Consider the following 24892-nt stretch of genomic DNA (forward strand, 5'->3'; position numbering starts at 1 on the left):
GTTGTTATGAATTCGATTGAAAACAATCTTCAGCAAACTCCGGTGAAACTCGTTCTGTTCGATTTGCTCACCGCTCTGCTGGACTCATGGACGCTATGGAATTGCGTGGCAGGCTCCGATGAAATGGGCCGCACCTGGCGTATGGCTTATTTGAAGGCGACTTACGGCTGTGGTGCTTACCGGCCTTATGAAACGTTAGTCGAAGAGGCTGCGATCAGTGTCGGACTAGGCAAGGAGGCCGCGCAGAATCTGGAGGCACGCTGGACGCAGTTACAACCTTGGCCTGAGGCCAAACGCGTGCTCACCGAGTTGGCGCCTCACTACAAGCTCGGTGTGGTGACCAACTGTTCGGAGCGGTTGGGGCGCATCGCAGCGGATCTTCTGGGAGTGCCATTTGACGTCATTGTCACTTCTGAACAGGCCGGCTTCTACAAACCCGATGCGGAACCCTACAGGCTCGCCCTGCAAATAGCAGGGGTGGAGCCCGCTCACGCCATAGTCGTGGCGGGCTCTGCTTACGATCTGTTTGGCACGCAGAAAGTTGGCTTGCCAACCTTTTGGCATAACAGAATAGGACTCGATGCGCCCGCAGGTGCGCCTGATCCATTAATCATGCGTCCGACATTGGATAGCCTGGTTGAGGATATTAAAAATCTGAGCGGCAAATAAACGTGATGCTGCTCATCGCCGTCATTCTCTGCAGTCCCGATAGAGGGGCCGCTTACAGTGGCGTCTCCACAGGACAGCACGTTGAACCTGCCGCGAACACACGCGACCCATAAGTTCAGTTATTCCTCTTCTTACTTAAAACAAATTCTTCCATCAAAGGAAGGTGTATGTAACGGGTGCTGTGGTCCGAGGACCTCGCACGTGTCCAAAACGAGGTTCCGCCATGTCTGCTGAAACCCAAATCCGCAAACCGTTCTACAAGATTCTGTATCTCCAAGTCCTGTTCGCGATCGCAATCGGTATCCTGATTGGCCACTTCTATCCGGAAACCGGTACCACGTTAAAACCGCTCGGTGATGGTTTTATCAAGCTGATCAAAATGATCATTGCCCCCATCATCTTTTGTACCGTAGTCACCGGCATCGCAGGCATGCAAAACATGAAAGCGGTGGGAAAGACCGGTGGCTATGCGCTTCTATACTTCGAGATTGTTTCGACAATCGCCCTGTTGATCGGGCTGGCTGTGGTGAACTTCGTGCAACCGGGCGCTGGAATGCATATCGATCCGTCCACGCTCGATGCGTCGGGTATTGCTGCGTACGCTGCCGCAGGCAAAGAGCAGAGCACCATTCAGTTCATCCTGCATATTATCCCCAACACGATTGTTGGCGCGTTTGCTGAGGGTGAGATTCTGCAGGTGCTGTTCTTCTCTGTACTGTTTGGCTACGCGCTGCATCGCATCGGTGATTATGGGCGTCGGGTGTTCGAGTTCATCGAGAGCATCTCCCAGGTGTTGTTCAGCATCATGGGTGTGGTCATGAAAGTCGCGCCCATCGGTGCGCTGGGTGCGATGGCTTTCACTATCGGTAAGTACGGTGTCGGTTCTTTAGTCCAGTTGGGCTATCTGATGCTGTGTTTTTACTTCACCTGCGTGGTCTTCGTACTGGGGATATTGGGATCGATAGCGCGCCTGCATGGGTTCAGCATTTTCAGGTTCATCAAGTACATCCGCGAAGAGCTCCTGATCGTCCTGGGCACTTCGTCGTCCGAGACCGCGTTACCACTCATGATCGTCAAGATGCAGAAGCTCGGCGCGCATAAGTCCGTCGTGGGCCTGGTCGTCCCGACCGGTTATTCCTTCAACCTTGATGGCACTTCCATCTACCTCACCATGGCGGCGATTTTCCTCGCCCAAGCCACCGATACGCCCATGGACATTACGCACCAGATTACGTTGTTGCTGGTCTTGCTAGTCACATCAAAGGGGGCGGCGGGTGTAACGGGCAGTGGCTTCATCGTCTTGGCGGCGACGCTGTCGTCAGTAGGGCATGTGCCCGTTGCTGCGTTGGCCTTGATTCTGGGGATAGACCGTTTCATGTCTGAAGCGCGGGCATTGACCAATCTGATCGGTAATGGGGTGGCGACAATCGTGGTTGCCAAGTGGTGTGGGCAGTTGGACGAAAAGGTGCTTCAAAAGAGGCTGGAAGAGGGCCCTGGGGCGGCGGCTGTCGGTTCGTCGGCATCCCATAACGTCAGAATTTGATTCGGAAACAGGTATTCATAGGGTGAGAAATCATGCGGGCAGGAATTGTCCGATGCAGCCATCAGTGAAAACACGTCGATGGCAGAGTGGTGAAACTGCAAAAGCAGGCTTTTTTTGGGCTCCGCAGAGCAAGGCTAGCCAACAACTGCGAAGTAAAAGAGGAAAGATGTTTCCAGCAAATAAATCTGTTCCCTTTTCTGCGTAACAGCATCGTCCTTCAGCCCGGGCGTGATTTCAATGAGTAGGCTATGGTTCAAGCGGGCGCGTGTCTTGACGTGCGTGAATAGCAAATCAAAATAAGGATAGGTTATGCACTCATCCGCTATTTTTGGTGTGGCTGCGGCTGGTCGCCGGGTGCTTCTCTCGCTCGGTCTGCTCGCTGCGGGGGGCACCGCGGGCGCATGGGCTGAGGATTATCCCCACGCCCAGGAACCGATTGGCACCGTGGAGCAGATCTATGACGGCGCCATGCTCCCCGATCTGGCGGTCAGTACCTACCGCAACATCGACCGGCTGTTCCCTACCCACAGGATCAAAGCCGGCGATCACCCGTATGCGCTGCCGAAATCAGACAAACAGTTGCCCAACGTTCGCTTCACTGTCGGGGACAAAAAGTACGACCTGTATGACTTCGTCGCGCTGGACAGCATTACGGCGATGCTTGTGCTCAAGGACGGCAAGATCGTGTTCGAGACCTACCAGCGAGGCAACACCGAGAAAACCCGATGGATGTCGATGTCGATAGCCAAGTCCATCACCTCTACGCTGGCGGCTGCAGCGATCAAGGACGGCCTTATTAAGAGCCTTGATGCGCAAGTGGTGGATTACGTTCCCGAGCTCAAGGGCAGCGCCTACGAAGGCGTGACCGTGCGCAACGTGCTGATGATGTCTTCGGGCGTGAAGTGGAACGAGACCTACACCGATCCGGCGTCCGATCGTCGCGCGCTACTCAAAGCGCAGATCTCGCAGAAACCGCGTTCGGCCATGGCCTTGATGGCAAGTTTGCCGCGAGCAGCCGAGCCCGGCACGGCCAACACTTACAGCACTGGCGAAACGCAGGTACTCGGCGAGATCGTCCGTGGCGCTGTGAAGATGCCGCTGGCCGATTATCTATCGCAGAAGATCTGGCAGCCGTTCGGTATGGAGAGTGATGCCCGGTGGTGGCTCGATTCGCCTGACGGCGTGGAAATCGGTGGCAGTGGTATCAGTGCCACGCTGCGCGATTATGGACGCTTCGGGCTGTTTTTCATGAACGGCGGCAAGATCAATGGCACCTCGATTCTGCCCGAAGGCTGGGTCAAGGAGGCGACGCTGCCGACCACCCTCAAAGGCGGCAAGTCCCTGGACTACGGTTATATGTGGTGGACGGCGTGGACCGAGCCGTCGGTGAAAGACGGCGCCTATTCGGCGGTCGGAATCCAGGGCCAGAACATCTACGTCAACCCTGCCAATAACGTCGTGATTGTCACCTTCGGTGCCCAGCCCAAGCCGGTGGACAAAGAGCCGATCGACCCGATGGTATTCTTCGATGCCGTGGTGGCTGCGTTGAAGTAAATTCGCGCATCGAATGACGTTAAGCTTCGCGGCGCGGAAGAACAACTGCGGGGAGTAACGAAGAGCGGCCTGTTCCGTTGGATGACATCCCCGCGTCGAGTGCTAACTGCCTAAGACAAAACTATCCAGGCCTGCGTTTCACACTAGGGCGTCAGCCACTCCGATCAACTGAAAGAGGTCCTCCTCCAAGGGCTCGGCGAAGATGATGTTCAAGTCACGGTAACCGGAGTGATCCCCTGCCAGGCTCAACTCGAATCTGGCCCCGGACGCGTCGGCTTCGTAGTTCTTCAAGTAAGTCAGGTTCTTGGCCTCATTAAAAACCACGTCCAACGTGCCGTTGTAACCATTTCCCAATCGAGTAAAGCCCAAGGCGGACAAGTCGATCGTGTCTTCACCCGCGGTATAGTCAATCAGGCGATCAGTGTGGTTTTCGGTGGCGGTACGGTAGCTGTCGCTCAATGCGTCGAAGCGGAACACATCGTTGTTGCCGCCACCCGCCAATAGGTCCCGACCATTTCCGCCGGCCAATACATCATTCCCCAGTGCGCCATTAAGGCGATCATCGCCTGCGAATCCTTCGATGATTTCGCCGCGAGCGTTGCCTTGTAAACGATCAGCCCCTTCGGTGCCCACCAGTCTGGCTTGTTGAAACAGGACGTTGGTTTCATTCAGCGTCTGGCCCAGGTTACCGTCGAAGACCACTTCGAAGCGTTCCCCATCCGCGTTGGCTTCGAAACTCTTGAGATAGGTCCGGGTCCCGCTTTCATTGACGCGTATCGCCAGCGTTCCGTCATATCCATTGCCCAGCCCGAGGAAGCCGAGGGAGGAGAGGTCGATCGTATCGGTGCTGGGGTCGAAGTCGGTGATTCGGTCGCTATGGGCCGTGGTTGCGGTTCGGTAGCTGTCTGCGGCTGACTGGTAACGGAACGTATCGGCCCCGGCGTCGCCCGTCAGCAGGTCACGACCTTGCTGGCCATCGAGCAGATCGTCACCGGCCCCGCCAGAGATCGCATCGTCGAACGAGGCGGTACCGAGCAGGAAGTCATCCTCGCGGCCACCGTCAAGGTGGTGATAGCCATCGTCGGGATTGCCAAAGCCGAGGTCCAGGCGACCGTCGGGGTTCAACTGAACCAAGGCGGCCAGATAACCGTCCGCGCTCGTCCCTTGGCTTCCGCCAATCAATAGCTTGCCGTTGGCCAGCAGGATCATGTCGGCGACTGCGAAAGGAGCGCTTTGCGAGCCCCAACTCACCTTACCCTGATCACCGAAACCGGTGTCGAGCGAGCCGTCGGCATTGAGGCGCATGACGCTCGCCACGCCGCCCGAGGCGCCCGCCAGCAGGATTTTGCCGTCATCCTGAATGACAAGGGCGTCTGGGTGAACATCCAGGGCGAGGCTGCCCCCGTTCGCGAAACTGCTATCCAGAGTACCGTCCGGATTGAGGCGGGTCAGGGTATCTTGCCCAGTGACCAATACCTTCCCGTCTCCCTGCAGCGAAACGTCGGTCGCGCTGCCGGGGTGAATGCCCACGGACGCTGGCAGGTGCAGGACCCCAGCCTCGCCGAAAGACGAGACCAAAATCCCCGTCGCGTCGAAGCGAGCGATATGGATCTCCCCAGAGGGATACCCGGCGCTTGCGAAAAAGCTGCCGTCGCGTTGTACGGAGAACGACGCTTGCTGGCCTAGATCTTCATTCCAGTAGAAAGGCACCGTCGCGGTGCCGCCATTCCCGAAACTGGTATCGAGGCTGCCGTCAGCCAAGGTACGGCTCACACCCGAAACCCAGGCATCGCCTACTTTCACGTAGAGCGCCGCCAGGTAGCCCCCTCCCGGCTGCACCGCAGCGTTACCACCGTCCTCGATATCGAGCGACACGGGGAGGAGGGACTTACCGTCTCCACTGAAGTTGCGATCCAGGCTACCGTCGGCATTGAACCGAACCAGGCTTGCGGTGAAGCCTGAATCTTCTTCGCCTCCTAATCCCAGGCGACTATAAGCGCCAAGCCAGATGGCACCGTCCGGATCGACCGTAATACCTGCGACGGTGTCCGAGCCCCATAAAGTCGTGATTACCATGCCGGTGTTCCGCGCAGCTGAAGCGGCGGGCGAAATGCTCTGACTCATGTCCATGCCTCCGGTAGCTATCTGGCGCCGAAAACTATAGACAGGGCTCAACCAGGTTGCCAGGTGAGCTGCGCAATTGGACGTACCCCGAAGCGGATCACCGGATGACGGCCAGCCTGTCCGTCAACCCGTCTTCATGACTGCATCTTCTCCTTGCGATTTTCAGGGGGCGGGCAACTTCTATCATCCCCAGTCTGCCCAACCGCTTTGCTGAGATTCACTACGAGCAGGCCGACAATAGTCAGGCTTGCGCCCAGCAGAAATCCGAAGCTCGTTTGCTCTCCGAGCCACAGATAACCCATCAGTACGCCAAACAGCGGACTCATGAAGGCCAGCACTCCAAGGCGAGCTGCGAAGTAGCGGCGAAGCATCCAGAACCAGATCAAGTAGCTTGCCACTGACACGATTAATGTCTGGAAAACCAGGCTGGCCACTGCGCCGGCAGAGAAAGTCATCGAGCTTTGGCCTGCTACCAGGCTTAAAGGCAGCAGAAAGAGAAAGGCTCCTGCCAGTTGATAAAACAGGGTCTGGGTTGCCGGAGCTTCACTAAGGCGACTGGTACGCACCGCTACTGTCGTAAATCCCCAAATAGCGCCCGCGCACAAGCCCAACAGGTCACCCAGAAGACTGTTTGAGTTGGTGATTTGAAGGGCTGTCCCGTCCCGTGGCATGAGGAAGGTGACGGCAATCCCTGCGAACGCCAGAGACATACCAGACCATTGAATCGCGCTAAGGCGCTCCTCCGGCAAGCGTAGATGCAGACCAATGGCGGCGAATAAGGGCGCTGTATAAAGGAAAACCGCCATATGTGAAGCACTTGTCCAGCGTAACCCTTGCGCGATAAACAGAAATTCGCTGGCGAACAGAACGGCCACGACCAACCCGGAGCGGCACCAGACACGTGGCAACCACATCTCCCGCATGATGCATTTTCCGATCAGCCAGACCAAGGCTGCAGCGACTCCGGAGCGAACGGCGACCTGCATGATAGGGGCCATGTCACCAGCAACCGCCTTCATTGCCACTTGCTGGGCACCCCAAATGAGGCACAGCACCACCATCACTGCCGTGGCAGCCCCGTCTACAGACTTCCTCACTTATTGGCACCTTTTATCGCTGATGATCTGGACAGCCATTTATTCCTCACTCGGTTGGGGCACGGCCGGCCATCTGCCGGACGATCGGCATTGGTTTTTCCTACGGAAATCGGAATTCGTTCTGCGCTGTGGCGAAATTCGATTGTGGGAAAGTACGCAAGCCGCTACAAATCATGTGTTTTCGATCTATAGAAGAGAAAAACTACGTCATGAGAGCTGACACGCCCCTCAGGGCTATCGCTTGCTTCGACGCGGTCATGCGCACTGGCAGCGTCAGCGTCGCTGCAAGCCAGTTGTTCGTGACGCCGGGAGCAGTCGGGCAACAGATTCGAAAACTGGAAGGTTGGCTAGGAACGCCACTGTTCGTACGCAGTGTGCGCAGGCTGCAACCAACGGCGGAAGCTCTGAGCTACTGGGAGCAGGTGAAGCCGGCTCTTCGCCAGCTGGAGACAGCCAACCTGGCTGTCCGGGGCCTTAGAGACAGGCAGGTACGGTTGAGTCTGCCGCCGGCGTTCGCCAAGTCCTGGTTCGCAAAACGGATGCCGTTGTTCACCGAGCGCTATCCAGAAGTGCAACTGCACCTGAGTGCATCTACCGATACCGTGGATTTTAACGACGCCGCCTGCGACCTGGCAGTGCGCCATTTCGATGGATATGCCAGTGACGTGCACGCAGAACTGCTCTTGCCGGACGAGGTAAGGGTCTACTGCAGCCCGGCCTACCGCGAACGGCTCCAGTTGCATGACCTTGATTGTTTGCCGGGAGCCACCTTGCTTTATACGACTTCTCATGCCCACTGGTCTCAATGGCTATCATCGGTCGGCATGTCCCCCGATAGCTTCTCCAGCAGCCTCAAATTCGATCAGTCCGAGTTGGCAATCGACGCGGCGCGGCGCGATCAAGGTTTGGTGCTCACCAGCCCTTGGCTGGTTGAGGACGACATGGAGCAAGGCCTTCTAGTACCTGTCGTTGACGCTGTACTGAAGACTGGCAAGGCCTATTATTTAGTGCAGGCCAAAGATGTGGTGCTGGGCGAGGCAGCCCAACTGTTGCGCCAGTGGCTATGTGAAGTAGCGCGACGAGTTCAACAACATTGATAACTTGAGGGGCCATTACAGGGTTTTTCTTCAAGCGTTCTCTTCAATCCTGCGCACATCACCCAAGGAATCGCGCTGCATCGACTGCAGGTTCTTTTCGATGGTTTCGCACAGCGCATCCATCTGGATCTGATGTTCGCTGTGGCGGAACGGGCTTTGCAGATCGGTGCCGATGCGCTCGATGGCCAGCAGCATGAACCCAACCACGGTCGAAGCCAGCGGCGTGAACCAGCCCAGGGATTCCACCAGTCCAACCGGCACAATCAGGCAGAACAGCGAAATAAACAACCGTGGAAAATACACATAAGGGTAGGGCAGCGGCGTATTCGCGATCCGCTCCATGCCGCCCTGACTGTTGGACAGGTCCACCAGCGTCGACTCAAGACGCGCCAGGCGAATACTGTCCAAGTGTCCGGCTTTGTATTCCCGCGCCAGCAACGTCGCCGAGCCGGTGAGGATATCGTTGGCAAAGTTATTGGTCGTGCCACTGCGGGCAAACTCTTCGTCCGGAATAAACGCCCGCACCTCCTCGGGACAAGGCTGGCCTTGCAGATGCGCGGCGAGGCAATTCACATAAGCGACGTGGCGACGCAACAAAGTCGACTTGACCGGATTCACCTCGCTGCCGGGGTCGTCCAGCAGCGTCAGCACCTGACGGGCGAAGCTGCGTGAATTGTTGATCATCGTTCCCCACAGCGTCCGTGCTTCCCACCAGCGGTTGTAAGCACTGCTGTTGCGGAAACTGATCAACACCACCAACGCCGAGCCGAGCAAGGTCAGCGGCATCAGCGGCAGGTTCAACTTGGCGTTGAGAAACAGCATGAAGTCCACCGTGACGGCGATGTCCCAGAGCAACAACCAGAACAAAGCCCAGCCCACGTAGCCCATGGTCTTGACGATCAGACGGTAATTTTTGACGATGGCAGCTTTCAAACGGAAACCTCGTGGCGAGCAGTTAGCTTAAACGCTTAAGCTCGGACGATGCTTGGGGGCAAAGGTTCGGTTGGCGCAGGAAGCATGACATTTTGGTCGATGAGATCTGCAAGGGTGCCACCCGAAAAGATGCATGAGCCTTGGGCCACCATGGTGCCCTGATATCTCACCGGATGGAGCAAGCGAAGAGACACGGCAGTTTTGTGATCGCCGCGTCTGCGCTGGGAGTTGGTAAGGGTCAATGGCATATCTGACATGGCAAGAAATCACTGGTCAGTCCTTGGAAGGGGTCAGGCCAACATTTTACACTCCAACGGTGCAACGCGGAGCGGACCGCTTTTTGCCAATGCTGTCGAAAAAATTCGGCGTTCGGATTCGCCATTAGCATCTATGAGTCGATCCATGACGGCCGTTACTATCAGGCGGTTGGGCACCATAACGACGTTTAAAAACAGAACCTCAAATATGAATCATGAACTTTGGCAGGAACCTGATGGCTGTCAGACCTTTTGTCTGGCTGGTGCTCAGGGTGATGGTGCCCGTGCGCTTATGCATTCGGAAGCGAAGCTTGTTTGGGAGGTCGAGGCTGAAAGTCATTTCGAAGCAATGACTAAATATTATGCGCATATGCAGTGGGGCGAATACCTGACGGACTTTCCCGAACAAGACAAAACTTGCTACAAAAAACTGGGCTGGGAATGACCAGTTAAGCGTCGGACAAAACTGCGGAACCCTCTCTAGCTGATCACTCTTACAAAAGGGGGCAGATTTATTTCCAGCCAACAAATCTGTCCCCCTTTTCAGCGCTTTTCACCGCTTTTCACCGCTTTCGCTGCAGAACAGTGGTCGGTAATCGGTGTCGTTGCCCGGGGAGGGCGCTATCCGCCCGTAATGGTATCCAACTCGCAACGGATGCCGTGCGGTGTCCCTATTCTTTAACGAATTTCAGGCATGCGAACCCAGTCTTGATTTGCAGCTGTTGAATGGGTTCGACGCTTTCCTGGTCGCCGACTTTCTTGACGACGCCTACGCCGCAAAAATATTCGTCGCGATTGAAGATAGGAAGAATGCCTGTCCTGGGCTTGCTCCAAGAGCCTTGGACCAAGGTGTACGTGGCGCCGCTCTGTGGAGTGAAAGAGAACGGTATCTGGCAAACGCTGCCTCCTGCCACCCGCCCATAGGTCAGGATCAGCTCCTTATTCACGGCGACCCGAGATTCGATATGGTCGCCGTTAGAGGGCAGGATGGTGTAGCCCGCATAGCATCCATTGTCGCTGAACGTCATGGCATCCAGTCTCGCACCATTTCCAGCCTTGAGGCGAACCGTTGCGGAGGGTTCACCGGGGGCGGGAACGACATACTGCTTGCCCTGCAAAAACGAAGTGCAACCGCTAATGACCAACACGCCGGCCAGCAAGATACATTGGCTGGGCTTTTGATTGAGGTGCATCCATCTCTCCTTGATTCTATTGGGTGCCCTAGCCATCCCGGGGCCTGGGACTGCCGAATAGCGGGCTGATATTTCGGTCCTTAAGCTTTGCTTAAAGAGCAGCAATACGTCTGCTTCTGGCCGAAAGTCACCGGTTGCGAAGGGCACCAACCGGCCAAAAGCGGCGTTCGATCCACTACCTTCAGCCGAAGAGCTGAAAACCTCTCGATCAGTGAAAGCTAGTCTCTAAGGGTACGCATTATTTCCTCGACCACCGGCTTCGTGTATTTCTCACCGGGGTCAGTTTCCGGTGGGTCGTTACTGCGGAACCATTCACCCTGATCGAATGCTTGGTAAAGCGAGAAAGCGGGCTGAGGCATGTCGTTAGTCATGCCTACTTCAACCACAGCATTTATGATCCCGTTCATAACGCCGTTGCAAAAATCATAGAGCAGAGATCCTTGTAGATAGCCTTCCGCAACCGCGACGGACAGCTCGTTCAGCACATCATGCGGTGCAACGGCGAACCTTTCGCAAATGGGGACAAGATCACTCAGCGTTAAACCGTCTGCTTCCGCTTTCACCGACAGTTCCTTGAGTTCGATCTTCGGTAACACCATGATCATGAGCTTCTTCCGGTTAGGTGATCGCGACACCAGGCGTCGCCGACGCCGGGTTATCTGAAGGTGGTTGCGCTTCACTTGTCCCCGCACTGTAAGACAGGGCTCCTGTCCATTGTATCCAGGCAGCTGCGTTTGGAGTCGGCGGTAGTCCGTAATTGCCGCACCGCGCAATTGCGCAATGGGGTGTGCTTCGCGGCACGAGATATTGATCCAGGCGAATGAGCTTGCGGTCACTCCCGATGCTATATCTCCAGCCTCGATCACCACCACATCCGCGCCTTTCCTCGCCAACTGATACGCCACTGACGTACCCACGATGCCCGCGCCAATGACCACTACGCGTTTAGCCCTGCATATCAACTTCCTTAATGCCGACGCGAAGAATCAACTACGTCGCCCTATCCGCCTATCAAGGCTGGAGAGCCGACTGCCTCGACTGCCGACTCAACCCAGGCGTCTTGCCCGTAACGCGCTTGAACGCGCGGCTGAAAGCGGCCTGGGAGGTGTAGCCCAGGCGCTGCGCCACTTCTTCGATCGGCAGCCTTTCGAGCGTCAGCCACTGGCTCGCGAGCCGCATCCGCAGTTCGGTGACGTAGCGCAGCGGGGCCATGCCGATAGTCGCCTGGAAACGGTCGGCGAAGACCGAGCGCGAGCTATTGCACTGCTCCGCCAGCTGCGCAACGGTCCAGTCGCGGCCCGGTTGTTGATGGAGCGCGAGAAGGGCATTGGCCAAGCGCGGATCGCGCAATGCGGCGACCAGGCCAGAGGCATTGCCGCACGCGCACTCCACCCAACCGCGAACGACCATGGCCGCCACCACGTCGGCCAGCCGCGCGAGGATGCCGGCGAAGCCGACACGTGCGGCGCTGACCTCGCGCTCCATGGTGGTCAGGATAGGCATCAGTCCGGGGTAACGCTGGCCGCCGGCATCAATCAGCATCAGGCCCGGCATCAGCCTGCCCAGGCCATGGAGGCTGCCCAGTTCGAACTCCATGCAGCCGCTGAACAGAATGGTCGTCGGCGTGGGGCTGGCATCGTTTCCAGTATCCACCGCGCTGACGGCATCGCCGAGGGGAGCGCGGTCCAGGCGATCAATGTCCTGGACCGGCGCGTCCACATGGGACAGCAGTTGGTGCGCCGCCCCATGGGAAATGAACACGGCATTGCCGGCCGACAGCGCATAGGTGGTTCCGTCTTCCATCCGCAGCAGTGCATTGCCGACCGCCAGGAAATGGAACCAGGCGTGTCCGGGTTTGGCAGCGAAGCCCAGGCCGAAGGCTGGACCGGCCTGGATACGCCGGTACTCGACACCGCGCAGGCGCATACCGCGCAACAGCTCGTTGATGAGATCCGAGGAAAGGGCAAACTGATCGGTAGGCATCGTTCAGGTGTTTCGGTCAAAAAGTCGGGGTTTTCGATCATAGATCATCCGGTTTCGCGCGCCTAGACTGCGGGTCGCAATGAAATTCGGAGATTCGTGTAATGACTGACTGTGTATGTAATGCCGTAGCCGGCAGCCGTTCCGGCGTCGGGCCGGATGTAGAGCCGACTACCCCCGCGTGGATGGCCGTGTTCTCGTTGGCAATGGGCGTGTTCGGATTGCTGACCGCCGAGTACCTTCCGGCCAGCCTGTTGACGCCGATGGCGACGGATCTGGGGGTGTCCGAAGCGCTGGCTGGCCAGGCGGTAACGGTGACCGCCGTGGTCGCGTTGTTCGCTGGCCTGTTGGTGCCAGGCCTGACCCGCGGCATCGATCGCCGCTGGGTGCTGCTGGGTTTTTCCACGTTGATGATCGCATCCAATCTACTGGTCGCCGTTTCTTCCAGCCTCGCGGTGCTGTTGCTGATGCGAATCTTGCTGGGCATCGCCCTTGGCGGATTCTGGAGCATGGCGGCAGCGGTGGCGATGCGCCTGGTACCGGCGGCTTTGTTGCCCCGAGCGCTCTCGATCATTTTCAGCGGCATCGCCATCGGGACGGTGGTTGCGGTCCCGCTGGGCAGCTACCTGGGCGGGCTGTATGGCTGGCGCAGCGCGTTCGTTGCAGCGGCGGCGGTAGGTGTGGTGACGCTGGCTTTCCAGTCGTTCACGCTGCCGCGCCTTGCGCCACGCAGGCCGGCACGCCTGCGCACCGTACTGGAGGTGTTGCGGCGCCCGGGCATCGCCATGGGCATGTTCGGTTGTGTGCTCGTGCACAGCGGCCATTTCGCGATGTTCACCTATGTCCGGCCATTTCTCGAAGGGACTACCGGCATCGGCCCGCAAGGGCTGTCGCTGATGCTGCTGGGTTTCGGTGTGGCGAACTTCGCCGGCACGCTCCTGGCCGGGTGGCTGCTTGAGCGTCATCCGCTCGCCACCCTGGTATTGATGCCGGCGCTGGTAGGCGTTGCCGCACTGGCGCTGGTGCTGTTGCCGGCCTCGGTGCCGGGCCAGGCGGTGTTGCTGGCCATCTGGGGCCTGGCCTTTGGCGGTGTGCCGGTGGCGTGGTCGAACTGGGTCGCCAGCGCAGTGCCTGATCAGGCGGAAAGCGCCGGGGGCATGGTGGTGGCCTCCGTGCAGTCGGCCATCGCAACGGGCGCTGCCGCTGGCGGTGCGATGTTCAGCCTCGGTGGCAGCGCCGGCGTATTCGTCGCGGCGGCTGTGCTGATGCTGCTGGCTGCGTTGCTGATTGCGTTGCGGGTGCGGGTTCCTTCTATTCATGAAAATGCGAACCGTGGTCTGCCAATCTAGACCGATTATTTCTTACAGTTATTTATATAGGTCTGGTTCGCATATCCGCGACCATCAAAGCGGCGCTATGGCCCACGTTATTTCCGCTATGAAAGCGCAATCGACGTAACAGCCGCCAAGCTGACGCTTTTCGCCCCGTCAGCTCTGTTCGAGCATGCATTCCCGCTGTTGGATAGTCATCTTGCCGGGTTCGGCTCAAGGCTTAGAATCCGCCCCATCAGCTTCGTCCAACTCTCGATACTTGAAAGGAACACACCATGATGAATGCCATGCAGATGCAAATGCCGATGAACGCCAACATGCCGATGATGCCGATGATGGGCATGCCGATGATGATGGCGACCATGACCTGCGAAATGATGGATGACGGCATGATGTGCAAAATGATGCCCGCCGCCGGCATGGACATGGCCATGTTCAAGAACAGTGCCGATATGATGCAGATGATGATGAACTGCGCCATGCCGACGATGATGCATTGCGGCAACATGAGCATGATGTGCATGTCCCAGGCGAGCATGGCCATGCCGATGGCAAGCATGATGATGCCTGTGCCGATGATGGGCATGCCGATGCCATCGATGAAGTGCGTGATGGAATGTACGGTGATGGCTGATTGCATGATGTGCAAAATCATGCCGATGGCCGGCATGAACATGGACATGATGAAAAACTGCTGCGCGTTGATGATGAAGATGATGAACGACTGCGGCATGCCGATGATGATGAGCTGCAATGGCATGCCAATGATGTGCTGCACCTGCTGATTCATGTGGTGAGGGGACTTGCTCCCTTGCCACGATGGATCGTGCCAGCTTCAAGTGAGACGCGGCCGGGCTTTTGTTCGGCTGTTTTTTTTTCAGTCCAGGCGTTCCGGGTAGGTAACCACCAGGTAGGCCACCGCTTCGCTGTCGGCCGGGTTGCGATAACGGTGTGGCTGGTCGGCATAAAACAGGATCGAGTCGCCGGTGGAGAGCAGGTAGCGCTCCTCGTTGACGCTGATCTCCAGTACGCCTTGGGACACCACCAGGTTTTCCTGGACACCGGGGCCGTGACCTTCGGATTGTTCTTCTCCCAGCGGGCTCAGGCGCAGCTCGTAGAATTCCGACTGACGTGCGACATCGAAAGGGAACAGGGAACGGCTGACGAAGGCGCCATTGGCGCTGACCAGGCGTTTGCTCTGGCTGGCCGACAGCACTGCGACCCCTTCGAAAGCCCGGTGTTCGAGGAACGCCGCCACCGAGACTTTCAGACCCTTGGCAATTTTGCACAGCACCTTGATCGAGGGCACGCTGCGCCCGGATTCGATCTGCGCTAGCATGGCCCGGCTCACCCCGCATTGGCGAGCGAGGGCATCCAGGGACAGGTGCCGCTTGCTGCGCAGGCGTTGCAGGTTCTGCGCAACCCGCTCGCTGATCGGATCTTCGTCCAGCGCCTCCAACTGATTCAAATCCACTTCTGGTTCTTCGGCGCTCGCCAGAAAACGCGAGGGTTCCTGGGCGCTCACGCGTGATAGGTCCTGGTCGGCTGGGAGGCTTGGACCCACTGGAACGCCTGATAACCGGCGTTACGTGCGTACATTTCCCACATGGCCCGCGCCAGTGCCTGGGCCTGCTTGCGTTTGCGGAACTGGACGAAGTCGATAACGTTGCAAGTCGGTTTCATAGGGCCTTCGCTGTCATGACCAATGGCGGGATGAACTGAGAGTACGTGGTTATTTTTATAACCATAAATACTGATTGTTCATTTATTAATTCTTTTGAGTTATTAATAAAGCCGCTGTCAAATCACATGCGCACGCTGCAATTCAGTCAGGGCCAGCGCCTTGAGCTGCGCCAGCAACGGGTCGCGTCGATCCCGCGGATGGTCCAGTTGCACCGTCAGTTCCTGGCGAATGCTGCTGGGGCGGTTGTCCATCACCAAGACCCGGTCACTCAGGTACAACGCCTCGTCGACATCGTGGGTCACCAACAACAGGGCGATGGCGTGCCGCTCGGCCAGTTGCAGCAAGAGGTCCTGCAGTTTCATCCGGGTGAACGCGTCCACGGCACTGAAGGGTTCGTCCAGCAATAGCACTTGCGGTCGCGAGTACAGGCCGCGGGCAATCGCCACGCGTTGCGCCATGCCGCCGGACAACGCCTTGGGCAAGGCGTCGGCAAAACCGTTGAGGCCAACTTCGTCGATCAACTGCGCGACCCAGGCCTTGTCGTAATCACCATCATCACTGAAGCCGATGTTCTGTTGCACCGTCAGCCACGGCATCAGCCGTGCTTCCTGAAACACAAAGGCGAGCTGTTCGGTGTGGCTGAGCAGTTGCCCTTCGAAGTCTTTTTCCAGGCCTGCGACGATGCGCAGCAAAGTGCTTTTGCCACAGCCGCTGGGGCCCAGCAGGCTCACGGTTTCCCGGGGCTGCAGTTGCAGGTGGATATTATCGAGCACAGTGGTGGCGGCAAAGGTCTTGAGCTCGACGTGGATATCCAGCAGGGCTTGGGTCATGGCTCAATCCTCGCTGCCGTTGAAGGTGTCGCGCCAGGCCAGGAAGCGTTTTTCCAGGCCGGCAAGGATGCCGTCGCTGAGCTTGCCGAGCACGGCGAGCGCGATAATGGCCGCCAGGACGATGTCCGGCCGCGAGGTTTCGCGGCCATCGCTGAGTAGATAGCCCAGGCCTTTGGTGGCGGCGATCAGTTCGGCGGCCACCAGAAACATCCAGGCCAGGCTCATGCCGCTGCGCAAACCGGTGAACAGGCCGGGCAGGGCGGCGGGCAGGAGAATCCGCCGCACCAGACGGCGACGGTTGAACCCGTACATATGGCCGACTTCCACCAGCTTGCGGTCGATGTTGCGAATCGCTGCGACGCCATTGAGGTAAACGGGAAAGAACGCGCCGATGGCGATCAGTACCACTTTCGAGGTTTCGTCGATGCCCAGCCACAGCAGGAGCAACGGTACCCAGGCCAGGCTGGGAATCGAGCGCAGGCCGGCGAAGGTCGGTTCCAGATAGGCTTCGGCTTCCCGGCTCAAGCCAACCCAGGCGGCGAATACCAAGGCCAGGCCGGCGCCGATGGCGAAGCCCAGCAATACCCGCAACAGGCTGGCGCTGATGTGTTTCCACAGCGCCCCTTCGGCGAGGTCGCCGAGGGTCAGGGCGATCTCGCTGGGGGCTGGCATCTGGTAGGAGGGCAGCCAACCGATGCGCACGATGATCTCCAGGAATACGATGATCAGCACCGGCAGCGCCAGCCCCTTGAGACGCAGTCGCCAGTCGGCATTGAACAGGGGCGCCTTGCTTGTTGCGGGCAGGGCCAGGCGCAGGCTGGAAAGGTCTTTGCTGTTACTGCTCATGGCGGTTCTCCGGCAACGTCGAATCCGCGCCAGGCGCGGATCGGTTGTCGCCTGGGCAATCGGTTATTGACGGGCCACGGCCTGTTGGTGACCGGTGTCGAGCAGTTGCTCGATGACCTGGTCAACATTCACCCCGCGACGCACCAGCTCCTCGGAAACCAGGATCGGCGCGGCGGCCTTCGAGGCCAGCACGTCCCTGGCGCTCAGTTGTGGGTTGCCCAGATCAGTACGCGACAGTTGCAACCTGGCCACTTCCAGCGGCAGGCCCGATTCGTCGGCCAGAAGTTTGGCCAGCTCCTGCGGATGACCTACCGCCCATTCACGGGCCTGTTCATAAGCGGCGAGTACGGTGTTGATGGTCTGCGGATGCTCCTTTGCATACTTTTCGGTGACGCTGACCACCCCGTAGCTGTTGAAGTCGGGGTTGCGATAGAGCAGGCGCGATCCGGCCTGGACTTCGCTGGCGGCCATGTGCGGGTCGAGGCCGGCCCAGGCGTCGACGTCACCTTTTTCCAGGGCGGTGCGCCCGTCCGGGTGCTGCAGGTGGACGAGTTCTACGTCGTCCTTGTCCAGCCCGGCCTGTTGCAGGCTGCGCAAGGTGAAAAGGTAGGGATCGGTGCCCTTGGTGGCGGCGATTTTTTTGCCCTTGAGGTCGGCGACCGTCTGGTACGGCGAATCCTTGCGCACCACCAGGGCGGTCCATTCGGCACGGCTGTAGACGTACACCGACTTGATCGGGCTACCGTTGGCCCGACTCAGCACGGCGGCGAGGCTGGCGGACGATGCGAAGTCGACGCCGCCGCTGTTGAGGTATTCCAGGGAACGGTTGCTGCCCTGGCTCAAAACCCAGCTCACCTTGGTCTGGGGCAGGGCCTTTTCCAGATAACCGAAGTGCTTGAGCGCCAGGCTGACCGGCGAGTAATAGGCGTAGTCCAGATGCACTTCAGCCGGTGGACTTTCTGCGGCCAGGGTCAGCGACGGCAGGCCCAGCACCAGAGCGCAGGCGCTGAGCAGGTATCTGGCGCGGGCCAGGGAAAAACGGAAGGCGGGTTTCATCGAGCGGCTCCAGGCAAGGCGGCAGGAAGGCAATGTTCTTATTTCCGAAAGATCGGCAAGCAGGAGGAAATCCCGCTGGAATGGAATATTGCAGGCTCTGTGCCACAGCCGGAGAAAGGGCGGCTGGCGGGGGCGCGAGGGGGTGGAAGTCTGGAGGGCGATGTTGCCCAGTCAACAGTCTGCTGCGGCACTGTTGGACTGCAGACAGCGGTCGAAAGTGACTTATGAGCTTATGCTTTAAAAGAATTTCTGGGTTGAATTACAAGAGCGTTAAGTTCTAAGAAATTCATTCAGGAGTCTTTTCATGAAGCCCGGCCAATTCTTGCAACGTCTACTGCTTAGTACAGTGTTTGCCGCACCGTTGGCCCAGGCCGCCGAGCCATTGGTACTGCATGTCGGCGACCAGAACTATTACAACGTACGGGCTTCGGTGGAGGCTTCGGGTGTGCTTGAGGGCGCCCCCTATCGCGTCGACTGGAAGCACTTCCAAGCGGCCGCGCCACTGGCCGAGGCGCTGAGTACCGGTGACCTGGACCTGGGTTTCCTCGGCGATTCGGGCTTCCTGTTCCTGGCCGCCAAACAGGCACCGGTGAAGTTGATCGGCGTCTCGCGGCAGAACCCTGACACCATCGCGCTGCTCGTGCCCAAGGACTCGCCGGTCAAGACTATCGCCGACCTCAAGGGCAAGAAGGTCGCCTATTGGCCCGGGGCGTGGAGTCAGCAACTGACACTGCGCGCCCTGGAACGGGCCGGCTTGCCGGAAGACCACGTCGACTTCATCAAGCTGATGCCCATTGATGCAGCCGCGGCCTTGCCCCAGGGCAGCATCGATGCCTTTCCGGTGTGGGAGCCCTACATCTCGCAACAGATCCTCTTCTCCGGCGCCCGGCCGATCCTGACGGCGAAGGACCTCATGCCCGGCCTCAGCGCCATAGCCGCCTCGACGCCGGCCATCGACAGCAAGCGTGAAGCCATCGCCGACTTCCTCGGCCGCGTAAAACAAGCCCGCGCCTGGGTCGACAACCATACCGACCAATACGCCGACCTCTGGGCAAAGAAGGCCAATCTTGACCAGGACGTCTCGCGCCATTGGTTGCGCCAGGCCCACATGAGCGTTGGTCCGGTGGACCAGCAGTCCGCCGCCGATCTGCAGAGCACGGCGGACTTCTTGTTCAAGGTCAAGGCGCTATCGGCTCCGCTGGCCACTGCTGGCGTTATCGACACGTCCTTCAACCAAGCCTTCAGCCATTGAACATTGATGAGCGATGGCCGGTTCCGGACCAGGCCGTCGGCTGGGTGTTGGCAAACGGTCCCGAGCGAACGTCCGTACTGTTTGTTATCGAACAATTGATCAACACCGGTGTTGGGAGGCAGTCACCCTGATTGCCCGGTTCCGTGAGTAACCCACTGTAAATAAAGGAATTTACGAACTGGCATGAATCATGTTGAGACAGCAACGAGAAAGCGCCCGGATGGGGTGCTGAACCCATCGAGCAGGAGTTCCCATGCCACGTGAAATTCGTTTCAATGCCTTCGAGATGAACTGCGTCGGCCACCAGTCTCCAGGGCTCTGGCGACATCCCCTGGATCGTGCCTGGCAGTATAAAGACCTGGATTACTGGACCGACCTGGCCAAACTGCTGGAGCGCGGCAAGTTCGACGGCATCTTCATTGCCGATGTGATCGGTATCTACGATGTGCTCGGCGGCAATGGTGACGCCGCGATCCGCCAGGCGACCCAGGTCCCGGTCAATGATCCGCTGGCGCTGATCACGCCGATGGCGCTGGTGACCGAGCACCTGGGTTTCGGCCTGACCGCCTCGTTGACCTTCGAGCATCCCTATCCCTTTGCCCGCCGCCTGTCGACATTGGATCACCTGACCAAGGGGCGCATCGGTTGGAACATCGTCACGTCTTACCTCGACAGCGGCGCGCGTAACCTCGGCCAGAAGGCGCTGAGTGATCACGATGCACGCTACGACTACGCCGACGAATACCTCGAGGTGCTCTACAAACTGTTCGAAGGCAGTTGGGAGGAGGGCGCGGTGGTGCGCGACCGTGAGCGCGGCATCTTCAGCGACCCGGGCAAAGTCCATGAGATCCGTCACCAGGGCAAGCACTTCCAGGTGCCGGGTATCCACCTTTGCGAGCCGTCGCCGCAGCGCACGCCGGTGCTCTACCAGGCAGGGGCATCGAGCCGTGGCAAGGATTTCGCCGCCGGCCATGCGGAATGTGTATTCGTCGCGGCGCCGTCGAAGGTCATCCTGAAAAAGACCGTGGCCGATATCCGCCGACGTGCCGCCGAGGCCGGGCGTGATCCGCGCAAGGTGCTGATCTTCAACCTGCAAACGGTGATCGTCGACGAGACCGATGCCAAGGCACAGGCCAAGTGGCGGGAGCTGAAATCGTACAGCAGCTATGAGGGCGCGCTGGCGTTGGTTTCCGGCTGGACTGGCATCGATTTCAGCCAGTACCGACCCGACCAGGTGCTCAAGCACATCCATACCAACGCCATTCAATCGGCCGTGGAGACCTTCTCGACCGCGGACCCCGACAAACAATGGACAGTCCAGGAACTGGCCGATTGGGTCGGCATCGGCGGCTTTGGTCCGTTGATCGTCGGCGGCGCGCAAACCGTCGCCGACGAATTGCAGGCCTGGGTCGAGGACACCGATGTGGACGGCTTCAACCTGGCCTACGCCCTGGCCCATGAGACCTTTCGCGACGTGGTCGAGCTGCTGGTGCCCGAACTCCAACAACGCGGCGTGTACAAGACCGACTATCGCCCTGGCACCCTGCGCGAGAAGCTGTTCGGCGACGGCCCGCGCCTGCCCGCCAGCCACCCGGGCGCTGGTTATCGGGACTTGAATCGCCTGGCCCAGCGCGCTCGTGTCGCTGAGCCGGCCCTGGTTGAGGAGTAAGCGCATGAGTATTTTCGAAGTCAGTGCTCCATTGCCCGAAAGCGTGACGGACAGCGCCCTCGTGGCGTTGCAGCGCTGGGCCAGGGAGCGTCCGACGCAGATCGCCATGCGTCATCGACGCCTCGGCGCCTGGAAGGCCTGGCGATGGATCGATGTGCAACGCGAGGTCGAGCGGGTTTGCGATGGCCTGCGCCAACAAGGCTTCGCCCCTGGCGCGCGGTTGGCATTGAGCGGTGCCTTCGAGCCGAGCCTGCTGATCCTGACATTGGCGGCGCGCCAGCTGGGTGGACACAGCGTGGTCGTCGACCGCGACAGTCAGGGCGAGGATCTGCAACGCCAGTTACGTTTGATCCGCCCGGCGTTCGCCTTTGTCCAGCGCCGCGAAAGTGTCTCGCACTGGCTGCAGTGCGGCCTGGATGAAGAGTGGCCGCTGCGGCTGTATTCGGCCCAGGCCAGTGCGGCGCGTCGTGGCCTGTGGCAGGTGCAGTCACTGTCGGTGCTGTTCGTCACCGAGGCGCCGGCAGCGCAGCGCCAGGGCTGGGCCCAGGTCGCCAAGGACGCGGTGGTATGGATCGATGAGGGCACTGAATGGCGTGATGGGCTGACTCATCTGTTCCGTCGCTGGCTGGAGGGCGGCGAAGGCCTGGCCTTTCCGGAAGCGCGCGAGTCAGCCAGCCGCGATCGCCGCGAGATTGCCCCGACGGCCTTGCTGTTGTCCGCTGCGCGAGTCGAATCGCTGGCGGCGGAAATCGAAGCCCGGCTGCCGATTGCGGGCAGTTGGCGGCGACGCCTCTGCGAATGGACCCTGGATGATCCGCGACGTGGCCTGCGCCGCTGGCTCAAGTCGCGGGTGCGGCGTCTGCTCGGGTTCCAGCGGCTGCGCCGGATCGAGGTGCCAAGCGCGCCCGCAGACGCCTTGTTGCAAGGCTCGGCGCGCCAGGCCTGGTTGCAGGAATATCTGGAGCGAGCCGCATGAATGCGCTGTTGGAGGTGCGTAATGTGTCGCTGTCGTTCAGGGGCGTGAAAGCGATTTCCGACCTCTCGTTCAGCGTCAGGCTTGGCGAGATCTGCGCGTTGATCGGGCCGAACGGTGCGGGCAAGAGTTCGCTGCTGAACATCCTCAACGGGGTCTACCGGGCCGATGCCGGCCAGGTGTTCTTCGCTGCCGAACCGTTGCGCCGTCCGCATCCATTGAAGGCGGCGCGGCTTGGTATCGGCCGGACGTTCCAGAACAACGCGCTGTTCAAGAAAATGAGCGTGGTGGACAACCTGCTTACTGGCCTGTCGCGCTTGCAGCGTACGTTTTTTCTCGAGCAGGCCTTGGGCTTGCCGCGAGCCCGGCGCGAGGCGCGGGCGTTCGCCGAGCGGGCCGAGCAGGTGCTGGAGTTCCTCGAACTGCAGGCCTGGCGTGACGTCGCGGTGGGCAGCCTCGCCTACGGTTTGCAGAAACGCGTGGAGCTGGGCCGGGCACTGATCGCGCAGCCGACCCTGCTGTTGCTCGACGAACCGATGGCTGGCATGAACGCTGAAGAAAAACAGGAGATGAGCCGCTTCATCGTCGATATCAATCGCGACCTTGGCACCACGGTGATTCTCATTGAACACGACATTCCGGTGGTCATGGGGCTGTCCACCCATGTGGTGGTGCTGGACTACGGACGCAAGGTCGGTGACGGCACGCCCGCGCAGGTGCAGGCCAACCCCGATGTGATCGCCGCTTACCTGGGGGCCTCGCACTCATGAATTTCTTTCTGGAAACCCTGGTTGGCGGGCTGCTGGCCGGCACTCTGTATTCACTGGTGGCCATCGGTTTCGTGCTGATCTACAAGGCCAGCGGCGTGTTCAATTTTGCTCAGGGCGCGATGCTGCTGTTCGCCGCGCTGACCTTCGTCAGCTTGCGTGAGCAGGGCCTGTCATTTGCCCTCGCGTTGGTCCTGACGGTGCTGGTGATGATCGTCGGCGCATTGTTGATCGAGCGCCTGGTGCTGCGGCCGTTGGTCAACCGATCGCAGATCACCCTGTTCATGGCCACCCTCGGCCTGTCGTTCATCATCGAGGGCCTGGCCCAAGGACTGATGGGTGCCCAGGTGCGTGCGCTGGACCTGGGCATCGAGGACGTCCCGCTGTTCATGGGGGAGATCATGGTCAGCCAGTTCGACTTGATCGCTGCCGCAGTGTCGGGGCTGACGGTGGCGGTGCTGGCCTTGCTGTTCAACCAGACCCGCATCGGGATCGCCCTGCGCGCCGTGGCCGATGATACCCGTGCGGCGTTGTCGCTGGGCATCAACCTCAATCGCATCTGGCAGATTGTCTGGGCCGTGGCCGGAGTGGTCGGCCTGGTCGCCGGGTTGCTCTGGGGCGCGCGGCAGGGCGTGCAGTTCTCGCTTTCGCTGGTGGTGCTCAAGGCATTGCCGGTGCTGATCATCGGCGGCTTCACCTCGATTGGCGGGGCCATCGTCGGCGGGCTGATCGTCGGTGCGGCGGAGAATCTTGCCGAGGCTTACATCGGTCCGCTGATCGGCGGAGGCATCACGCCCTGGTTCGCCTATTTCCTCGCCTTGATCTTTCTCTACATCCGTCCGTCCGGCCTGTTCGGCGACCGGATCATTGAACGGGTATGACGCCATGACCGCTACTGTTGCGCGCCTCACTGCCAGCTTCGACGACTCACCCCTGACCCTGGTGCGCCGGCGTTGGCGGCCGGGCCTGTTGTTGCTGCTACTGGTGGCTTTTATCGGGTTGCCGTGGCTCGGCATTGACTATTGGCTCAACGCGATCCTGATTCCCTTCCTGGTGCTGTCGCTGGCAGGCGTGGGGCTGAACCTGTTGACCGGCTACACCGGCCAGACCTCGGTCGGTGCCGCCGGCTTCATGGCCGTGGGCGCGTTCGCCACATACGGCTTGCTGCTGCGCGTGCCCGGGCTGCCGTTGCCACTGGCGCTGCTTGGCGGTGGAGTGATTGCCGGGTTGGTCGGGCTGCTGTTCGGCATTCCAAGTTCTCGGATCAAGGGTTTTTACCTGATGGTCACCACGCTGGCCTCGCAGTTTTTCCTGGAATGGGTATTTGCCAAATTCCCCTGGTTCTACAACTACGCCTCGTCCGGCACCATCAGCGCGCCACGCCTGGAGCTGTTTGGCCATAACCTCGGCACCCCGGTCGGTCGCTACCTGTTGACCCTCAGTTGCGTGGTGCTGTTGACCTGGGTGGCGGTCAACCTGGTGCGCAGCCAGATTGGCCGCAACTGGATGGCCATCCGGGACATGGACACCGCTGCCGCTGTCATCGGGATCGCCGTGGAGCGCGACAAGCGCATGGCTTTCGCCGTCAGTTCGTTCTACCTCGCAATCGCCGGGGCGCTCTGGGCGTTCGCGTACCTGGGGACGGCCAGTGCAGGCAGCTTCGACATCAATCGTTCGTTCCAGATTCTGTTCATCATCATTATCGGTGGCATGGGCAGCATTGCCGGCAGCTTCATCGGCGCGGCCTTCATCAGCCTCGTGCCGATCCTGCTCAGCCATGCCGGCCTATGGCTGTTCAACGGCAACGTCGACGCCGGGCAACTGCAGAACCTGCAGAAGGTGCTCTTCGGTGGCCTGATCATCTGGTTCCTGGTCAAGGAGCCGGAAGGGCTGGCACGCCTGCTCGGCGACCTGCGTGAACGCATCAAGGTCTGGCCGCTGCGGTTCTGAGCGCCTCCCCACAACCCAACGAACCTTGACCCTACCGAGGGAAAGGAGGTTTCCAACACTGCACAAGACCCAATCGAGAAGACCAAC

General features: G+C 59.6%; 24 protein-coding genes and 1 pseudogene. 13 read left to right on the top strand and 12 right to left on the bottom strand.

Annotated features, from left to right (window positions below):
- The first annotated feature begins 6 nt into the window (after positions 1–6).
- The 3 genes from J3P91_RS12035 to J3P91_RS12045 all read left to right on the top strand — a co-directional run bounded on the left by J3P91_RS12035 (position 7) and on the right by J3P91_RS12045 (position 3766).
- On the top strand, positions 7–669 hold the full coding sequence (locus tag J3P91_RS12035; RefSeq protein WP_434604368.1) for an HAD family hydrolase: 663 nt from the start codon (positions 7–9) through the stop codon (positions 667–669).
- A 223-nt stretch (positions 670–892) separates the two neighbouring features.
- Positions 893–2212: a dicarboxylate/amino acid:cation symporter gene (locus J3P91_RS12040; RefSeq protein WP_434604370.1), complete on the top strand. Its 1320-nt coding sequence runs from the start codon at positions 893–895 to the stop codon at positions 2210–2212.
- A gap of 309 nt (positions 2213–2521) precedes the next feature.
- Positions 2522–3766 carry a serine hydrolase domain-containing protein gene (locus J3P91_RS12045; protein WP_434604372.1) on the top strand — a complete coding sequence of 415 codons (1245 nt, stop codon included), beginning with the start codon at positions 2522–2524 and terminating at the stop codon, positions 3764–3766.
- A gap of 138 nt (positions 3767–3904) precedes the next feature.
- On the opposite strand, the gene J3P91_RS12050 is transcribed toward J3P91_RS12045, so the two are convergent.
- Positions 3905–5890: a M10 family metallopeptidase C-terminal domain-containing protein gene (locus J3P91_RS12050; RefSeq protein WP_434604374.1), complete on the bottom strand. Its 1986-nt coding sequence runs from the start codon at positions 5888–5890 to the stop codon at positions 3905–3907.
- Between the two features lie 134 nt (positions 5891–6024).
- Positions 6025–6951, bottom strand: a complete 927-nt coding sequence (locus tag J3P91_RS12055; protein ID WP_434605104.1) for a DMT family transporter — start codon at positions 6949–6951, stop codon at positions 6025–6027.
- A gap of 293 nt (positions 6952–7244) precedes the next feature.
- On the opposite strand from J3P91_RS12055, the gene J3P91_RS12060 reads away from it, so the two are divergent.
- Entirely contained in the window at positions 7245–8084 is an 840-nt protein-coding gene (locus J3P91_RS12060) for a LysR substrate-binding domain-containing protein (protein WP_434604376.1), read from the top strand.
- Positions 8085–8114: 30 nt separating this feature from the next.
- On the opposite strand, the gene J3P91_RS12065 is transcribed toward J3P91_RS12060, so the two are convergent.
- Positions 8115–9017 carry a bestrophin family protein gene (locus J3P91_RS12065; RefSeq protein WP_305495189.1) on the bottom strand — a complete coding sequence of 301 codons (903 nt, stop codon included), beginning with the start codon at positions 9015–9017 and terminating at the stop codon, positions 8115–8117.
- A 402-nt stretch (positions 9018–9419) separates the two neighbouring features.
- Here J3P91_RS12065 and J3P91_RS12070 point away from each other — a divergent pair, with 402 nt between their 5' ends.
- Positions 9420–9719, top strand: a complete 300-nt coding sequence (locus tag J3P91_RS12070; RefSeq protein ID WP_434604378.1) for a hypothetical protein — start codon at positions 9420–9422, stop codon at positions 9717–9719.
- 226 nt (positions 9720–9945) lie between these two features.
- On the opposite strand, the gene J3P91_RS12075 is transcribed toward J3P91_RS12070, so the two are convergent.
- From J3P91_RS12075 to J3P91_RS12090, 4 genes and pseudogenes are all read right to left on the bottom strand, one after another.
- A complete protein-coding gene (locus J3P91_RS12075; protein WP_434604380.1) occupies positions 9946–10467 on the bottom strand; it encodes a hypothetical protein in 522 nt (173 codons plus the stop codon).
- Between the two features lie 218 nt (positions 10468–10685).
- Entirely contained in the window at positions 10686–11072 is a 387-nt protein-coding gene (locus J3P91_RS12080) for a hypothetical protein (RefSeq protein ID WP_434604382.1), read from the bottom strand.
- Between the two features lie 34 nt (positions 11073–11106).
- A pseudogene (locus J3P91_RS12085) lies at positions 11107–11429 on the bottom strand (FAD-dependent oxidoreductase); the annotation flags it as partial.
- Positions 11430–11478: 49 nt separating this feature from the next.
- Positions 11479–12450, bottom strand: coding sequence for an AraC family transcriptional regulator (locus tag J3P91_RS12090; RefSeq protein WP_434604384.1), 972 nt, complete (start codon positions 12448–12450; stop codon positions 11479–11481).
- 101 nt (positions 12451–12551) lie between these two features.
- Here J3P91_RS12090 and J3P91_RS12095 point away from each other — a divergent pair, with 101 nt between their 5' ends.
- A complete protein-coding gene (locus tag J3P91_RS12095; RefSeq protein WP_434604386.1) occupies positions 12552–13796 on the top strand; it encodes an MFS transporter in 1245 nt (414 codons plus the stop codon).
- Between the two features lie 257 nt (positions 13797–14053).
- Positions 14054–14563 (top strand): hypothetical protein, encoded by a 510-nt coding sequence (locus J3P91_RS12100; RefSeq protein WP_434604388.1) that lies wholly within the window; start codon positions 14054–14056, stop codon positions 14561–14563.
- A gap of 92 nt (positions 14564–14655) precedes the next feature.
- Here J3P91_RS12100 and J3P91_RS12105 read toward each other — a convergent pair whose 3' ends face one another.
- The 5 genes from J3P91_RS12105 to J3P91_RS12125 all read right to left on the bottom strand — a co-directional run bounded on the left by J3P91_RS12105 (position 14656) and on the right by J3P91_RS12125 (position 18194).
- Entirely contained in the window at positions 14656–15246 is a 591-nt protein-coding gene (locus tag J3P91_RS12105; RefSeq protein WP_434605107.1) for a helix-turn-helix domain-containing protein, read from the bottom strand.
- 53 nt (positions 15247–15299) lie between these two features.
- The gene (locus tag J3P91_RS12110; RefSeq protein WP_434604390.1) at positions 15300–15461 is read right to left on the bottom strand and encodes a hypothetical protein; all 162 of its coding nucleotides are present in this window, start codon (positions 15459–15461) and stop codon (positions 15300–15302) included.
- A 117-nt stretch (positions 15462–15578) separates the two neighbouring features.
- Positions 15579–16292 carry an ABC transporter ATP-binding protein gene (locus tag J3P91_RS12115; protein ID WP_434604391.1) on the bottom strand — a complete coding sequence of 238 codons (714 nt, stop codon included), beginning with the start codon at positions 16290–16292 and terminating at the stop codon, positions 15579–15581.
- Between the two features lie 3 nt (positions 16293–16295).
- Positions 16296–17138, bottom strand: coding sequence for an ABC transporter permease (locus J3P91_RS12120; protein WP_434604393.1), 843 nt, complete (start codon positions 17136–17138; stop codon positions 16296–16298).
- Between the two features lie 63 nt (positions 17139–17201).
- On the bottom strand, positions 17202–18194 hold the full coding sequence (locus J3P91_RS12125) for an aliphatic sulfonate ABC transporter substrate-binding protein (RefSeq protein WP_434604395.1): 993 nt from the start codon (positions 18192–18194) through the stop codon (positions 17202–17204).
- 304 nt (positions 18195–18498) lie between these two features.
- Between J3P91_RS12125 and J3P91_RS12130 the strand changes: the two genes are divergently transcribed.
- From J3P91_RS12130 to J3P91_RS12155, 6 genes are all read left to right on the top strand, one after another.
- On the top strand, positions 18499–19446 hold the full coding sequence (locus J3P91_RS12130; RefSeq protein WP_434604397.1) for an ABC transporter substrate-binding protein: 948 nt from the start codon (positions 18499–18501) through the stop codon (positions 19444–19446).
- Positions 19447–19699: 253 nt separating this feature from the next.
- Positions 19700–21115, top strand: coding sequence for an LLM class flavin-dependent oxidoreductase (locus J3P91_RS12135; RefSeq protein ID WP_434604399.1), 1416 nt, complete (start codon positions 19700–19702; stop codon positions 21113–21115).
- Between the two features lie 4 nt (positions 21116–21119).
- Complete coding sequence (locus tag J3P91_RS12140) at positions 21120–22091, top strand: AMP-binding protein (RefSeq protein ID WP_434604401.1); 972 nt, start codon at positions 21120–21122, stop codon at positions 22089–22091.
- A complete protein-coding gene (locus J3P91_RS12145) occupies positions 22088–22858 on the top strand; it encodes an ABC transporter ATP-binding protein (RefSeq protein WP_434568807.1) in 771 nt (256 codons plus the stop codon). Before J3P91_RS12140 ends, J3P91_RS12145 begins: the two co-directional genes overlap by 4 nt.
- Complete coding sequence (locus J3P91_RS12150; RefSeq protein ID WP_434604403.1) at positions 22855–23736, top strand: branched-chain amino acid ABC transporter permease; 882 nt, start codon at positions 22855–22857, stop codon at positions 23734–23736. Before J3P91_RS12145 ends, J3P91_RS12150 begins: the two co-directional genes overlap by 4 nt.
- 4 nt (positions 23737–23740) lie before the next feature.
- Positions 23741–24805, top strand: a complete 1065-nt coding sequence (locus J3P91_RS12155; RefSeq protein WP_434604405.1) for a branched-chain amino acid ABC transporter permease — start codon at positions 23741–23743, stop codon at positions 24803–24805.
- The last annotated feature ends 87 nt before the right edge of the window (positions 24806–24892 follow it).

The organism is Pseudomonas sp. Z4-7, assembly GCF_051131965.1.
Lineage (GTDB): Bacteria > Pseudomonadota > Gammaproteobacteria > Pseudomonadales > Pseudomonadaceae > Aquipseudomonas.